The organism is Pseudomonas sp. DSP3-2-3 (assembly GCF_049898225.1).
In the GTDB taxonomy this organism is placed as follows: domain Bacteria; phylum Pseudomonadota; class Gammaproteobacteria; order Pseudomonadales; family Pseudomonadaceae; genus Aquipseudomonas.
In genome coordinates this window covers 135846-150297 of record NZ_JAFCXH010000004.1, presented here as the reverse complement: position 1 = coordinate 150297, position 14452 = coordinate 135846, and the positions used below count along the sequence as shown (strand labels likewise).

Below are 14452 nucleotides of genomic sequence, written 5' to 3'. Positions count from 1 at the left end.
CTTACTCGATAACTACGACTCTATTGATCGTAGTTAAATCAGGCAAGTTATTTTTCATCAGCAAACCAGGAATTCATCGCGAGATGGTCAGATAACCGCTCTGTAATGGCGTTTAAAGGTCCGTTTCGAGTGTCTGGATAGTTTTAACGGTTTGTCGACAGGCTGTTGATCGTTGCCAGGGTTCTGGATTTTTGCTAGATTTGGCGACTAAATCAGTCGGAGATATTCATGGCGCTTTACAGTGCAGGAGTCGAGTACGGCATTCACTGCCTCTTGTTTTTGCTCGACGATCGTGGCGACACTCGTGAAGCCAGCGTGCGTGACCTGGCCGAATTGCAAGGTGTGCCCCACGAATACCTGGCGAAGGTCTTCACCAAGCTGGCGCGGGCGAAACTGGTGGTCGCCACCGAAGGTGTGCGCGGTGGGTTCAAGCTGGCGCGTCCTTCTGACGAAATCACCCTGCTGGATATCGTCACGGCCATCGACGGCAAGAAAGCCATTTTTGAATGCCGTGAAATTCGCGGGCGTTGCGCGGTGTTCGATGGCGAACCGCCAGCCTGGGCCACGGACGGGACTTGCGGCATTCACGGCGCGATGCTGGTCGCGCAAAAGCGCATGGAAGAAGCCTTGGCGCAGCAGACCATTCTTGATCTGGGCCGGCGTTTCGGACGCAAGGCGCCGCCGGTATTTTTCAGCCAGGTCGATGGCTGGATGAACGAGCGCCGGGAAGGCAAATGTGCGAGTAGCGACGAGCCGCAATCCATTGCGCTGGTCGATATTTCGCAGTGACCTCCGGGAATTATTTGCAACATTTCCCTGCCGCTGTATCCAACCCCTCGTTACTATTGTCGGCCCCGGCCCATCCGCCGGGGATCACCACAATGGATGTTCAAACGGGGACGGAGCATGACCGAGCCTGATTCACCTTCTCGCAGAGGCTTCTTTCTGGTTGCCTGCGCTTTGCTGATCGCCATGATCGGCACCACGTTGCCCACGCCGCTTTATGTGTATTACCAGCAGCAAATGGGCTTTGGCGAAACCTGGATCACCTTGATCTTTGCCATCTACGCATTGGGCGTTATTGCCGCGTTGCTGGCGGTTGGCAGTTGGTCCGACCAGATAGGTCGGCGACCGATGTTGTTCGCGGGCTTGTTGATGGGGGCGATCAGTGCGGCGATTTTTCTGCTCTGCGATTCCATTGGCGGCTTGCTGCTGGGGCGGCTGTTTTCCGGATTTTCTGCCGGGATCATGACCGGCACTGCCACCGTGGCAATTATCGAACTGGCCCCGAAAAGCTGGAGCAGGCGCGCGACGTTGATTGCCACCGCAGCCAACATGTTCGGCCTCGGTCTTGGCCCTTTGCTGGCCGGCCTGACGTCGCAGTACCTGCCGCAGCCGCTGCAGCTGGTGTTCTGGTTGCATCTGGGTTGTCTGGCGGTAGCCATAGTGGGTGTCGCGGTGGCCCAGGAAACCGTCGAGCGTCCACCGGTGCCGCGTCTGCGAGTCATGCGTCCGTCGATTCCGCCGAGGGTCCGCGCAATGTTCATTCCGGCGGCGATTGCCGGGATGGCTGGATTCAGCGTTGCCGGGCTGTTCACCAGCATGGTGCCGTCGATCATGCGCCAGGTAATGGGCCAGTCTGATGGCGTGGTGATCGGCGCGGTGGTCGGTTCGTTCTTCGCTGCCTCGGTATTGGGCCAGGCCGCGTTGCAGTGGTTGCCTGCGCGCTCGCACATGACCACCGGTTGCGCCGGGCTGATCCTGGGCATGGTGACACTGGGCTTGAGCATTTCTACCGAACAGCTGAGCCTGCTGATGATCGCCGGTGCGCTGGCCGGGATTGGCCAGGGCATGGTGTTCCGCGCGGGTATGGGGGCGGTGACTGCGGCCAGCCCTGCGCACCACAAGGCGGCGGTCAGTTCGGCATTGTTCGTGGTGTTTTATTTCTCCATGTCGCTGCCGGTCATTGCAGTAGGAGTCAGCGTCCCGGTGTTCGGCCTGCGGCATGTTGGCGAGTTGTTCAGTGCCATCGTCGCGGTGGTTGCGGTATTGGCGATGCTGAGCATGAAGCGGGCCCAGGCGGTTTCGGCTGCCTGAATCGAGGACAAGTCCTCTCCCACAAAGGACGGGACACGGATTGAAAAAAAAGCCCCGTAAATCGGGGCTTTTTGCGTTACAGACGCTTCAACAACGCCTGTGCAGTCGCCTCTGAAGACGACGGATTCTGCCCGGTGATCAGCAGGCCATCTTCAACGACATAGCTGGCCCAATCCCCGGCGTTGGAATAGTCGCCGCCGCTGGCCTTGAGCATGTCTTCCACCAGAAATGGCACGACATCGGTCAAGCCGACGGCATCTTCTTCAGTATTGGTAAAACCGGTGACGCGCTTGCCTTTGACCAGCGGCTGACCATCGGTGCCTTTCACGTGACGCAATACGCCGGGTGCGTGGCAGACCGCAGCGACTGGCTTGCCTGCGCTCTGGAAAGCTTCGATCAGCGCGATGGAATGCGGGTCTTCAGCCAGATCCCACAGTGGGCCATGGCCGCCGGGGTAGAACACCGCATCAAAGTCACTGGCGTTCACGTCCTGCAGCAGCAAGGTGCTGGACAGCGCCGCCTGGGCGTCGGGGTCTTTGCGGAAGCGCTCGGTGGCTTCGGTTTGCGCGTCCGGTTCGTCGCTTTTCGGATCAAGGGGCGGCTGACCACCTTTGGGTGAGGCGAGGGTCAGTTGCGCGCCCGCATCCTTGAAGATGAAATACGGAGCTGCAAATTCTTCCAGCCAGAATCCGGTTTTCTTGCCGGTATCGCCCAACTGGTCGTGGGAGGTGAGAACCATCAGAATTTTCATGTGCAGGCATCTCCTGTCGGGAGCGCGGACTGTTGTCGCGCTCGGTGATAAAGAACTGACAAGGATTCTGAAAGCGGATTGGCACAGACGTTCAACGTCGTATGCCTGATCTCAAAAAGCAGCCACGCCCTCGGGAGGGCAGCGGAAAAGTTCCCCGCTGCGCGCTTATGTCGCAAGGTGCGATGCAGCACTTGTCCGCCGTGGCTTTGCGCGGATTGGGGCGTATCGATGCTGCGCGCTGCCTGTGCCGGGCGATGTCGAACCTGTAGCAGCGGTGTTACATTTCCCGGCCATGAATGCCCCTTCCATCCATCGATTACTCAACGTCAGGCTTCAGTCCTCGGCAACGGGCACGCGTGGCGTTGAAAAACGACGCACGGGATTGATCAAGGGCGTGGGCAGTCGGCACGGCATCGGCGCCTGGCTGGGCATATTCGCCATGCTGATGATATTCATCGGCCCGCTGATTTCCCAAGGCGCGAGCATGGCCCATGGCATGGGCGCGCCGATGGCCCACGACATGGCCTGCGAAGATATGCCAGGCATGGCGCAGGTGGTTTCCCAGCCAGCTTCGCCAGGCGGTCATCATGATCTGGTCATCTGGGAAAAATGCGGCTATTGCACGCTGCTGTTCCAGTATCCACCCCTCACCGAATCCAACCTGATTTTCGCGCCGCTGGGCATCGTGCCAGTGACTTTCCTGGCAACCTCGTTTACTCCGCAGCAAGTCCGCGCACCGGTGTTTCCAGGCGCTCGGAGCCGGGCGCCGCCATTCTCCTCCCGCTGAACGTCACTGCCATCCGCTGCTGAACAACCACCCATCGACCCATGCGCCGACGCAAGTCTGTGCGTGCGTTGTCTGGCGTGTTGCTGGCAGCCATCACCTGACTTTTCATCGGATGTCTTTATGTACTCGACTCAGAACGAGCCTGTGTTTCACCTGGATCTACCGCGTCTGCGCTGGCGTCACGCCTTTGGCCTGTTTCTCGGCCTGGCATTACCGGGCATTGTCCACGCGGCAACCGCTGACAGCGAACCGGCGACACCGCTGGACCTGGCACCCGTGGTCATCACCGCCGTGCAACAGAGTTCGCCGCTGACCATCGTCACCAACCCGAAAGAAGCGCGTCAGCCGGTACCGGCCAGCGATGGCACTGACTACCTGAAGACCATTCCGGGTTTTTCCGCGATTCGCAGCGGCGGCTCCAACGGCGATCCGGTCCTGCGTGGCATGTTCGGTTCGCGCTTGAACCTGCGCACCAATGGCGGGTTGATGCTGGGTGCGTGCCCGGCGCGTATGGATGCCCCCAGTTCCTACATTGCCCCGGAAACCTTCGACAAACTGACCGTGATCAAAGGCCCGCAAAGTGTCCAGTGGGGGCCGGGAGCTTCAGCCGGGACGGTGCTGTTCGAGCGAGGCCCCGAGCACTTCGGTGAGCTGGGCAGTCGTCTCGACGGCAGTGTGCTGGTGGGCTCCAACGGCCGTTTCGACAAGGTGCTCGATGGTGCGGTGGGCGGACCGCAAGGTTATCTGCGCATGGTGGGCAATCAGTCCCGTGCCGATGACTACGAGGATGGTGGCGGCAACACCGTGCCGTCGCGCTGGGACAAGTGGAACACCGACATCGCGGTGGGCTGGACGCCGGATGCCGATACGCTGCTCGAATTCACGGCGGGCAAGGGCAATGGCGAGGCACGCCTGGGTGGGCGGGGCATGGACAGCTCGCAACTTGACCGGGAAAGCCTCGGGCTGCGCTTCGAGAAACGTAACCTCGGCGGAGTGCTGGATAAACTGGAAGCGCAGGTCTACTACAACTATGCCGACCACATCATGGATAACTTCCGGCTGCGTACCCCCGATCCCAGCAGCATGATGAGCATGCCCATGGCGTCACAGGTCGATCGACGAACCCTCGGCACGCGCCTGGCCGCCACCTGGAAATGGGCCGACGTCGAACTGGTGACCGGCATCGACGCCATGCGCAGCGAACATCGCGCGCGTAATTCCACCTACAACATGATGACGGCGTTCTATACCGACGCTGACGCCGTGGCCTGGAATACCGACGCGGTAGAGCATGACTACGGCGGCTTTGCCGAAATGACCTGGTTCGCCGCCGAGCGCCGGCGGGTGGTCAGCGGCGCTCGTCTGGATCGGGCTTCGGCCAAGGATTACCGCGACACGATCAGCAGCATGTCCAGCAGTATGGCCAACCCCACGGCCGACGATACCCGGTCCGACACCTTGCCCAGTGGATTCGTGCGCTACGAATACGATCTTGCCGACTCGCCCACCACCTTGTACGCCGGCATCGGGCATGTACAGCGTTTTCCTGATTACTGGGAGTTGTTTTCCCCGGATAGCGGGCCAGGGGGCACCCGCAATGCCTTCGACGGTATAAAACCCGAGAAAACCACCCAGCTGGACTTCGGCGCACAGTACAACGGCGACGATTTGCAGGCCTGGGCGTCCGGTTATGTGGGGCAGGTGCGCGACTTCATTCTGTTCGACTACAGCACCAACATGATGGGCAGCACGACGTCCCAGGCGTCCAATGTGGACGCACGGATCATGGGCGGCGAATTGGGCTTCGCCTATCGCCTGGATGCCAACTGGAAAACCGACGCGACACTGGCTTATGCCTGGGGCAAGAACAGTTCAGATGGCCAGGCGCTGCCTCAAATGCCGCCATTGGAGGGCAAGCTCGGTCTGACCTATGAGCGTGAACTGTGGAGTGCCGGTGCGTTATGGCGCCTGGTGGCGGAGCAAAATCGGGTCGCTGAAGGCAAGGGCAACGTGGTTGGCCAGGACTTTGGCAAGAGCGCCGGTTTTGGGGTCTTCTCGTTCAACGGCAGCTACAAGCTGAGCAAGCAGCTGAAAGTCAGCGCCGGCGTGGACAATCTGTTCGACAAGAACTACACCGAACACCTGAATCTGGCGGGCGACGCTGGTTTCGGGTTTGCCGGCGACCGGGCGCTCAATGAGCCGGGGCGGACCTTGTGGACCAAGGTGGATTTCAGTTTCTAGCCCGCGATCATTGATGTTTCGGCAACTTCAATGACCGGCGACAAGCGGGAGGCGGGGCATCTGGTGTGTAATGCACCGTTTAGCGTTGATAATGCTCCGCTTACCGCTCCTGCCAACCACCACGGAATCCACACGTGTGATGTTCGAGATCAAACCGCTGAACCCTCAAAGCTACCGCAGCCAGACCCGCCGCAGCACGCTGATCTTCGCCGTGACCTTCGCGGTGCTGGCCGTGGTGCTTTCCAGCCTCGCGGTGCACCTGTTCGGTGTGCCCGGTGGCGATAATTTCAGCCTGAACCTGGGCGGGGTGATCGTCGCGTTGTTGCTGATAATTGCTCTGGTGCGTTCCATTTTCTGGCCACAGCCCTGGATGGCGGCGGCGGTCTACGGTTGGCAACTCAAACGCAACCTGATGCGCATCACCAACGTCATGCACCACATAAAGCCCGGCGTGGTGGCCAATGATCCGACAGCGATGAAACTGCTGCGCTTCTACCACCTGGCGCTGGCGCAAATGCATGAGCTCGATGGCAACACCGGTGCCCACAGCGAGTTGCTCAGGGACAGCGAGCAACACAAGGACCGCATGACAGCCTTGAGCATCAGCCCGGAGCAGACCCGGCTTGATCCGGCATGGATCGAGGCGGTCAAAGGTCGGCACTGATTGAAATGCGTTCCGTTGGCGTGAGGCTTGCCCGCGTAGAACGATAACGCGGTGCCTCTGCCTCACCGAGGCGACTGATTCGCGGGCAAGCCTCCAACGGACGCTGCGTAAGCTACCTGCGTGTCAGGAGCGCGATAAACAATAGCGTGGGCTCGATAAAGCTTTCGCGTCAGGCAGCAGCAGCTATCCCGGTAATCTCATCCTTATTGCCATAAAAATAAGGATGAGCAAATGCGACTGGGTTGGTATTCCGATCTGACGTCCACCGAGAAGCGCACTTACTGGGCCTGTTTCGGTGGATTCACCCTCGATTCCATGGACTCGACCATCTTCGCGCTGATGATGCCGGTGTTGCTGTCGGTGCTTAGCCTGAGCAAGTCCGATGCAGGTTTGCTGGGATCGGTGTCCTTGATCGGCAGCGCATTGGGCGGTTGGGGCGCGGGGATGTTGGCCGACCGTTATGGCCGGATCAAGGTCATGCAGGGCACGGTATTGTGGGTGGCGATCTTCACCTGCATGGGCGCGTTCTGCACCGGCTTCTGGAGTTTCCTGCCGGTGCGTTTCCTGCAAGGTATCGGTTACGGCGGCGAAGCGGTGGTAGGCGCGGTGTTGATCAGCGAAGCCATCAAGCCGGCATTGCGCGGTCGCGTGGCCGCTTCGGTGCAGAGCGGCTACGCAGTGGGTTACGCGATTTCACTGGCAACCATGCCGGTGTTGTTCAACTTCCTGCCGGAAGACATCGCCTGGCGGGCATTTTTTGCCATCGGCTTGTTGCCCGCCTTGTTGATCTGGTTCATCCGGCGTCTGGTGCCGGAATCCGCAGCGTTTAATCAAACCCGCAAGTTGAGCAAGGGCGTTGACGTGCGTGCGATTTTCGCCGCCGAGCATCGACGGGTGACGATCATCAGCACGGTGCTGGCCAGCGGGATCTTTGGCGGCGCGTACATCATGATCACCTGGCTGCCGACCTATATGCGCACGGTGCTCAATCTGCCAATCGCTTCTACGTCAGGCTATCTGGCGGTCAACATCGTCGGCTCGCTGCTGGGGCCGTTCATCTATGGATTGCTCAGCGACCGGATCGGCCGGGGGCGGGCGTTCATGTTGTTTCTGGTGTGTCAGGCCATCGTGGTTTCGTTTTACATGTTCGCCAACATCAGCATGAACGTGATCCTTGCATTGGGCCTGCTGCTGGGCGCGTTTCAGGGTGGCTTGGCATCGGGTCTGCCGCTGACGTTTTCTGAACTCTACCCAACCCGCATGCGGGCCAATGGCGCAGGGTTCTGTACCAGTTTTGGTCGGGGCTTCGGTTCGATCATGCCGGCGGCAGTGGGTTTTGCGTCGATTCATATGAGCCTGCCGGTGGCCATGGGCTCTTTCGCCATCGGTTCATACCTGATCGGCTTTCTGGCCGCGTTGTGTCTGCCGGATGCAACCGGGGTTGATATGACGGCAGTGGAGGGCGCAGCGCCTGAACCGGTCGGATTGGCTGATCCGCTTATAAAGGAAAGGTATAGCAGTTCAAGTTGAACGCATTATCCGGGGTGGGCAGCGCGTGCCACCCTTCTCGGCAATAAAAACAATGCCGAGAGCCTCATGAAACTACTCGCAAAGCTTTACATCCAGGTGCTCATCGCCATGGCGCTGGCCATCGCGCTGGGCCTTCTGGCGCCCGATATCGCGGTAAAAATGAAGCCGCTGGGCACTGCTTTCATCGCCTTGTTGAAGATGCTACTGGGGCCGATCATTTTTTTCACGGTGGTCCACGGCATCGCCCATATCGGCGATTTTCGTCGGTTGGGGCGCATCGGTATCAAGACCCTGATTTATTTCGAAGTGGTCAGCACCCTGGCCATGGTGGTGGGTTTTACGGTGGTGAACCTAGTGCGTCCCGGCGACGGGCTGCATGCGCATATGGGCGATCAACTGGCTGCCGGTCAGGCGGCCACGGTCAACGCGGCGATGGCGGGTGGCAGCTTCAGCCTTGAGCACTTCTTCCTGTCGATCATCCCGAAAACCCTGGCTTCGGCCTTCGTCGAAGGCGACATTTTGCCGGTGCTGTTTGTATCCGTGCTGGTCGGCCTGGCGCTTGCCCAGTGCGCCAAGCCGGACTGGGTTGGCATGCGTTTGCTGACCGAGGGGCAGACCGTCACCTTCAAACTGCTGAATTACATCATGCGCCTTTCGCCCATCGGCGCATTTGGTGCGATGGCTGCTGCGGTGGGCGGATTCGGCTCGCAAACGCTGCTGTACCTGCTGCGCTACATTCTCACCTATTACGCCAGCGTGCTGATTTTCATCTTCCTGGTGCTGGGCAGCGTCGCGGCTCTGGCGGGCTTCTCGATCCTCAAGATCCTGCGGGTCATCAAGGAGGAAGCCATCATTGCCATGGGCACCGCGTCCAGCGAGGCGGCGTTTCCCAAACTGGTGACCAAGCTGACCCAGGCCGGTTGCGACGAAGCCGTTGTCGGCTTCGTGCTGCCTGCCGGTTACAGCTTCAACATTGATGGCGCCTGTCTGTACATGGCCTGCGGGCTGGGATTTCTCGCCCAGGCCACCGATACCAGTTTGAGTTTCGCCCAGCAATTGAGCCTGCTCGGGGTCATGTTGCTGACCTCCAAGGGCGGCGCGGGCGCAGCGGGCGGGGCAGTGATCAAGCTGGCCGCGACGCTGGAGTCGGTGCGCGTGCTGCCGTTGGGTTCTCTGGGCCTATTGTTCGGCATCGACCGGGTGCTGGCGATTGCCACGTCAACCACCAACGTGATCGGCAACAGCGTCGCGGTCTTTGTCATCTGCCGTTGGGAAAACCTCTTTGATCGCCAGCGTTTCGACGCCTATTTGAACCCCACTGAATCGACGGCTTCGGCAGACCGCCCGGCCCTGGAGGAAACAGCCAAATGACTGCAATCAACCCGTTAACATCTGTCGCATTGATCGGCTTCGGCGAAGCCGGTGGCATTATTGGCCAGGATCTGGCCGCGCAAGGCATCACAGTGCGCACTTATGATCGACTGCTGGATGATCCGCTACGGCGTGAAGCGCTGCTGGCCAAGGCCGCCAGCGCCAAGGTTAAGCCCTGTGAATCGGCAGCCGCAGCGGTGCAAGGCGTGCAACTGGTGATCTCTGCGGTCACGGCGGGTTCGGCACTGGCGGTTGCCACCGGATTGGCAAGTTGTCTGCAACCGGGTCAGCTGTTCATGGACATCAACTCGGTCGCGCCCACTACCAAACAGGCCGCCAGCAACGCCTTGCAGTCCAGCGGCGCAATCTACATCGACGCAGCAGTGATGGCTCCGGTCCCGCCGCAACGCTTGCAGACCCCGATTCTGCTCGGCGGTGCAAGCGCGATGGCTTTGCAGCGCTGGCTTGATCCCTTGGGCTTCAGCGTCAAAGTAGTGGCAGATAGCATCGGCGTCGCCTCGGCGATCAAGATGTGTCGCAGCATCATGATCAAGGGCCTGGAGGCGCTGACCACCGAATGCCTGTCGACCGCTCGGCAATATGGCGCCGAGGAAATGGTGCTGGCGTCGTTGCACAAAAGCTTCCCGGAAATGGGTTGGAATGCGCGGCAGCCGCATTACCTGATCAGCCGCGTGGCCGAGCATGGGCGTCGGCGCGCCGAGGAAATGGAAGAAGTCGCCAAGACGTCAGCCGATGTCGGCATCAGGCCGAACATGAGTCAGGCGATTGTCGCCACTCAGCGGGGCTTGGTGGAAAGCATGGCCCGCAATGATCTCGTCTATGCCGAACCCTTTGACTGGCAGGTGCTGGTGGACGCGCTGTATCCCGCCAAGTCGCTGCACTGAAAGCACGCCTATAAATAAAATCGATGCCTGCTTAAATACTTCACAGGCCGCTACAGCCTGCCGTTGGCTTAAGCTTCGGCTACGGTGGTCGGCCTGCCTCGGCCGTTCCAATTGAATCCTCACAATAATAAAAGGTACCTCCATGCACACTCCCGCCGTGGACATCAAACAATGGATTGATGGGCGCTCCGTCTCCCGCTATCAATGGCTGGTTCTGTTCCTGTGCTTCCTGATTGTCACGTTCGACGGACTCGATGCGGCGATCATGGGTTTTATTGCGCCTGCGGTGATTCAGGACTGGAATATTTCGCGCACCGCCTTCGGTCCGATCATGGCCTCGGCGATGGTTGGACTGGCCGTCGGCGCGCTGGTGTCCGGCCCGTATTCGGACCGCCTGGGGCGTCGCCGGGTGTTGCTCTGGTCGGTGGCCGCTTTTGGCCTGTTCAGCGTCGCGTGCGCATTTGCCCGCTCGCCGATGGAACTGGCCGCGCTACGGTTTTTGACCGGGCTGGGCCTGGGCGCTGCCATGCCCAACAGCACCACGTTGCTGTCTGAATACATCCCGCAGCGTCTGCGCGGCTTGCTCATCACGCTGATGTTCATGGGCTTCGGCCTGGGTTCGGCGTCGGGCGGTTTTATCTCGGCGTGGATGGTGCCGCAGTTTGGCTGGCATGCCGTGTTGCTGCTCGGTGGCGTGCTGCCGTTGTTGCTGTTGCCGGTCTTGTACTTCCTGTTGCCGGAATCCGTGGACCTGATGATCAATCGCGGCTTCCCTCGGCCGCGCATCCTCACGGTCCTGCGGCGCATGGGCGGAAAATTTGCCGACGACGTGGTGTTCGCAATCTCCGGCCCGTCGAGCAAGGAGTCTGCTGGCAGCAAAGTCCGTCACCTGTTCACCACGCAGTACCGCTGGCGCACCATCAGTTTGTGGTGCACCTACTTCATGGGTCTGGTGGTGATCTATCTGCTGACCGGCTGGATGCCGACCCTGATCAAGGACGCAGGCGTGAGTCTGGAGCGCGCGGCCATTGTCACCGCCATGTTCCAGTTTGGCGGTCTGATCGGCATCGTGCTGGTGGGGTTTTTCATGGATCGCCTGAATCCCAAGGCGGTTATTGCCCTGGCCTATGTCGGCGGGGCGGCGTGTATTTTTGCCCTTGGCTTCGTTGAGGTCGGCGCGTGGGCCTTGGGTGTGCTGGTGTTTGCCTCGGGTTTTTGCATCAACGGCGCGCAAACCGGACTCAACGCCTTCGCACCCGGCCAGTACCCGACGGATTTTCGCGCTACCGGTGTGAGCTGGATGCTCGGCATTGGGCGCTTTGGCGGCATATTGGCGTCCGTGAGCGGCGGCGCGCTGTTGAGTCTGGGCCTGCCGATGAACGTGATCTTCGCCGTGCTGGGGGTTCCGGCGCTGCTGGCGGCCATTGCGATCATGGCCGGTCCTCGGGCGACTTCCGCACAACTGCAGGCGCAGCCGGGCCACTGATATTGTTCGAGCCCGGTTGCGGGCTCGCTTCCTTTTACCCTCTACAGCGTGGAGATTTTCATATGGCGCGAATCATTGGCGGTCTGGCCGTCTCACACACGCCGACCATTGGCTTTGCGGTCGATCACGACAAGCAGGACGAGGCCGCCTGGGCACCGATCTTCGAAAGCTTCAAACCTATCAAGAAGTGGCTGGCGGACCAGCAACCCGATGTGCTGTTTTACATCTTCAACGACCATGTGACTTCGTTCTTTTTCGACCATTATTCGGCGTTCGCACTGGGCGTGGACGATCATTACGAAGTTGCCGACGAGGGCGGTGGCAAACGTAATCTGCCGGCCATTGGCGGTCATGCGGCCTTGTCCCGACACATCGGCAACAGCCTGATGGCGGATGAGTTCGACATGTCGTTTTTCCGCGACAAACCTATTGATCACGGACTGTTTTCGCCGATGTCGGCCCTGATGCCCTTCAAGGACGGCTGGCCGGTAGATGTGGTGCCGTTGCAAGTGGGTGTGCTGCAGTTCCCGATCCCCAGTGCCAAACGCTGTTACAACCTGGGCAAGGCGTTGCGTCGGGCAATCGAAAGTTATCCCGAAGACCTCAAGGTGGCGATTGTCGCCACCGGCGGCGTGTCCCATCAGGTGCATGGAGAGCGTTGCGGCTTCAACAATCCGGAATGGGACGCGCAATTTGTCGACCTGTTCGTCAACGATCCGCAGCGTCTGACTGAAATTACCCTGGCTGAATACGCCACCCTCGGCGGCATGGAAGGTTCCGAGGTCATCACCTGGCTGATCATGCGCGGCGCGTTGTCGGCCAACGTGAAAACCCTGCATCAGGATTACTACCTGCCTTCCATGACCGGCATCGCGACGTTGTTGCTGGAAAATCAGGCCCGGGACGTGCCTGTGGATGTGCAGCAACGCCATCGCGATCACGTCAATCATCAGGTGGCGGGCGTGGAGAAACTGGAAGGCACTTACCCGTTCACGCTGGAGCGCAGCCACAAGGCCTATCGCCTGAATCGTTTTCTGCACAAGCTGATCGATCCAGCCTGGCGCCAGCGCTTTCTGCAAGAACCGCAGGCCTTGTTCGCGGAGCACCAGCTCACGCCTCAGGAGTGTGAACTGGTGCAGGCCCGGGATTGGCAGGGTCTGATTCGTTACGGGGTGATTTTCTTCCTGCTGGAGAAGCTCGGTGCCGTGGTCGGGGTGTCCAATCTGCATATTTATTCAGCGATGAAAGGCTTGTCCCTGGAGGAATTCCAGAAAACCCGCAACCAGCAAGTGCTTTATTCGGTAGCGGGCAAGACGCCATCCACCACCGCTTGATCGTCATCGTCGACCTCCCGCGCCACTTGCCGAATGCATTCGATCAGCGCTTCGGCGGCTGGGGAGTGCAGGCCGTTGGTGCGATAGATCAGGCCGATGGCGCGTTGGGTATCGGTTAGCTGCAGATTCAGTTTCTGCAATTCGCCGGAGGCGATTTCGTACTCCAGTTGATGCGCCGAAACAATCGCCAGCATATGCGAACGCATCAGCAAGCCACGGATGATCGCCATGTCGCCGGTTTCCACCACCGGCACCAGCGGCTTGCGACCCAGTTCGGCGAAATGCGTCTCCAGCAACCGGCGTGCCGGCGTATCGGCGCGCGGCAACACCCAACTGGCGTCGGTCAAATCGTCCAGGGTGATACGCCGTTGCAGCCACGGATGACCGCGTCCGGCCAGGATCACCATTTCTTCGGTCAGCAGCTTTTCCCCGTGCAGGTCACTGGCGTAGTCCTGCGGGCGCAAGGCACCGAATACGAAGTCCACATCTCCGGCGCGCAGTTCCAGGGCCAGCAGATTGAACGGGCTTTCATTGGTGGCCACGCGCACGCCGGGATGTTCGGCCAGCAGCCGCACGAAGGCTTCCGGCAGGATGCGCGTGCGGCCCAGCGGCAACGCACCGACGGTGACCAGACCCTGCAGCGAACCTTTGATCAGTGCCACGTCGGCGCGAATGTGGCGCAGCTCGTTCAAGGCGCGGCGTACCGGGTACAGGATGTCGTTGCTGGCGCGGGTGGGTTGCAGGCCTCTGGCGGTTCTTTCGAACAACACCTTGCCAGCGCCGTCTTCCAGCATCTTCAGCGCGGCGCTGATGGCCGGTTGCGTGAGGTTGAAGGTGCGCGCGACGGTCTGCATGTGCTGGGTTTCGCAGAGCTTGACGAAGATTTGCAGGCGCCGGATCTGCAACAGATACAGCGGCTCGTGGGGCGCGTGGCCAAGCAGGGCCGGGATCGCCTCCAGCTCGGCCATCACCCGGCGGGCCCTGGGCAGGATGGCTTTGCCATAAGGCGTGAGCAGCATGCCGCTGGCGTGGCGCTCGAAAAGAGGCACGTCGAGGCTCACCTCCAGATCGCGGATCGCCCGGGTCACCACCGACTGCGCGCGCAGCAGTACTTCAGAGGCACGCGACACACTGCCGTGTTCGGCAATCCGGATAAACGCGCGAATCTGCATCAGGTGGGGCAGGGCAGTGTCCGGCATCTTGGCCTCTGGGTCTGGGAAGGGCTCTGGGGATTTGTCCCGATAAACAAAACGTATGGCTCGCCCAGCCTTACGCATTAGTCCGGC

Annotated in this window: 12 protein-coding genes; 10 read left to right on the top strand and 2 right to left on the bottom strand. The window is 60.3% G+C overall.

The genetic code is table 11. The annotated features are described in order from the left end of the window. Nucleotides 1-228: 228 nt before the first annotated feature. Together ACP7E4_RS06680 and ACP7E4_RS06675 are read left to right on the top strand one after the other, a co-directional pair. Nucleotides 229-789: an RrF2 family transcriptional regulator gene (locus ACP7E4_RS06680; protein ID WP_426112809.1), complete on the top strand. Its 561-nt coding sequence runs from the start codon at nucleotides 229-231 to the stop codon at nucleotides 787-789. Nucleotides 790-906: 117 nt separating this feature from the next. After that, nucleotides 907-2097, top strand: coding sequence for an MFS transporter (locus ACP7E4_RS06675; RefSeq protein ID WP_426112811.1), 1191 nt, complete (start codon nucleotides 907-909; stop codon nucleotides 2095-2097). A gap of 76 nt (nucleotides 2098-2173) precedes the next feature. Here the strand turns inward: ACP7E4_RS06675 and ACP7E4_RS06670 are convergent, their stop codons facing one another. Then, nucleotides 2174-2848, bottom strand: a complete 675-nt coding sequence (locus ACP7E4_RS06670; RefSeq protein WP_426112813.1) for a type 1 glutamine amidotransferase domain-containing protein — start codon at nucleotides 2846-2848, stop codon at nucleotides 2174-2176. 292 nt (nucleotides 2849-3140) lie between these two features. On the opposite strand from ACP7E4_RS06670, the gene ACP7E4_RS06665 reads away from it, so the two are divergent. The 8 genes from ACP7E4_RS06665 to ACP7E4_RS06630 all read left to right on the top strand — a co-directional run bounded on the left by ACP7E4_RS06665 (nucleotide 3141) and on the right by ACP7E4_RS06630 (nucleotide 13166). Next, the gene (locus ACP7E4_RS06665; protein WP_426112815.1) at nucleotides 3141-3635 is read left to right on the top strand and encodes a DUF2946 domain-containing protein; all 495 of its coding nucleotides are present in this window, start codon (nucleotides 3141-3143) and stop codon (nucleotides 3633-3635) included. Nucleotides 3636-3755: 120 nt separating this feature from the next. Further along, nucleotides 3756-5876: a TonB-dependent copper receptor gene (locus ACP7E4_RS06660; RefSeq protein WP_426112817.1), complete on the top strand. Its 2121-nt coding sequence runs from the start codon at nucleotides 3756-3758 to the stop codon at nucleotides 5874-5876. Nucleotides 5877-6015: 139 nt separating this feature from the next. Then, complete coding sequence (locus tag ACP7E4_RS06655; RefSeq protein ID WP_426112819.1) at nucleotides 6016-6540, top strand: DUF3087 domain-containing protein; 525 nt, start codon at nucleotides 6016-6018, stop codon at nucleotides 6538-6540. Between the two features lie 231 nt (nucleotides 6541-6771). Beyond that, nucleotides 6772-8070, top strand: a complete 1299-nt coding sequence (locus ACP7E4_RS06650; RefSeq protein WP_426112821.1) for an MFS transporter — start codon at nucleotides 6772-6774, stop codon at nucleotides 8068-8070. 66 nt (nucleotides 8071-8136) lie between these two features. Continuing rightward, complete coding sequence (locus ACP7E4_RS06645; RefSeq protein WP_426112823.1) at nucleotides 8137-9441, top strand: cation:dicarboxylate symporter family transporter; 1305 nt, start codon at nucleotides 8137-8139, stop codon at nucleotides 9439-9441. Then, the gene (locus ACP7E4_RS06640) at nucleotides 9438-10346 is read left to right on the top strand and encodes a DUF1932 domain-containing protein (RefSeq protein ID WP_426112825.1); all 909 of its coding nucleotides are present in this window, start codon (nucleotides 9438-9440) and stop codon (nucleotides 10344-10346) included. The genes ACP7E4_RS06645 and ACP7E4_RS06640 overlap by 4 nt, the downstream gene beginning before the upstream one ends. A gap of 142 nt (nucleotides 10347-10488) precedes the next feature. Beyond that, nucleotides 10489-11832 carry an MFS transporter gene (locus ACP7E4_RS06635; RefSeq protein ID WP_426112827.1) on the top strand — a complete coding sequence of 448 codons (1344 nt, stop codon included), beginning with the start codon at nucleotides 10489-10491 and terminating at the stop codon, nucleotides 11830-11832. Between the two features lie 62 nt (nucleotides 11833-11894). Next, nucleotides 11895-13166, top strand: coding sequence for a gallate dioxygenase (locus tag ACP7E4_RS06630; protein WP_426112829.1), 1272 nt, complete (start codon nucleotides 11895-11897; stop codon nucleotides 13164-13166). On the opposite strand, the gene ACP7E4_RS06625 is transcribed toward ACP7E4_RS06630, so the two are convergent. Then, nucleotides 13127-14365: a LysR family transcriptional regulator gene (locus tag ACP7E4_RS06625; RefSeq protein ID WP_426112831.1), complete on the bottom strand. Its 1239-nt coding sequence runs from the start codon at nucleotides 14363-14365 to the stop codon at nucleotides 13127-13129. The two genes, ACP7E4_RS06630 and ACP7E4_RS06625, sit on opposite strands and share 40 nt — an antisense overlap. Nucleotides 14366-14452: the final 87 nt, after the last annotated feature.

Excerpts from the sequence above, each read along its gene's own strand:
- ACP7E4_RS06680 (WP_426112809.1), top strand. The coding sequence starts at position 229 with ATGGCGCTTTACAGTGCAGGAGTCGAGTACGGCATTCACTGCCTCTTG.
- ACP7E4_RS06675 (WP_426112811.1), top strand. The coding sequence starts at position 907 with ATGACCGAGCCTGATTCACCTTCTCGCAGAGGCTTCTTTCTGGTTGCC.
- ACP7E4_RS06670 (WP_426112813.1), bottom strand. The coding sequence starts at position 2,848 with ATGAAAATTCTGATGGTTCTCACCTCCCACGACCAGTTGGGCGATACC.
- ACP7E4_RS06665 (WP_426112815.1), top strand. The coding sequence starts at position 3,141 with ATGAATGCCCCTTCCATCCATCGATTACTCAACGTCAGGCTTCAGTCC.
- ACP7E4_RS06660 (WP_426112817.1), top strand. The coding sequence starts at position 3,756 with ATGTACTCGACTCAGAACGAGCCTGTGTTTCACCTGGATCTACCGCGT.
- ACP7E4_RS06655 (WP_426112819.1), top strand. The coding sequence starts at position 6,016 with ATGTTCGAGATCAAACCGCTGAACCCTCAAAGCTACCGCAGCCAGACC.
- ACP7E4_RS06650 (WP_426112821.1), top strand. The coding sequence starts at position 6,772 with ATGCGACTGGGTTGGTATTCCGATCTGACGTCCACCGAGAAGCGCACT.
- ACP7E4_RS06645 (WP_426112823.1), top strand. The coding sequence starts at position 8,137 with ATGAAACTACTCGCAAAGCTTTACATCCAGGTGCTCATCGCCATGGCG.
- ACP7E4_RS06640 (WP_426112825.1), top strand. The coding sequence starts at position 9,438 with ATGACTGCAATCAACCCGTTAACATCTGTCGCATTGATCGGCTTCGGC.
- ACP7E4_RS06635 (WP_426112827.1), top strand. The coding sequence starts at position 10,489 with ATGCACACTCCCGCCGTGGACATCAAACAATGGATTGATGGGCGCTCC.
- ACP7E4_RS06630 (WP_426112829.1), top strand. The coding sequence starts at position 11,895 with ATGGCGCGAATCATTGGCGGTCTGGCCGTCTCACACACGCCGACCATT.
- ACP7E4_RS06625 (WP_426112831.1), bottom strand. The coding sequence starts at position 14,365 with ATGCCGGACACTGCCCTGCCCCACCTGATGCAGATTCGCGCGTTTATC.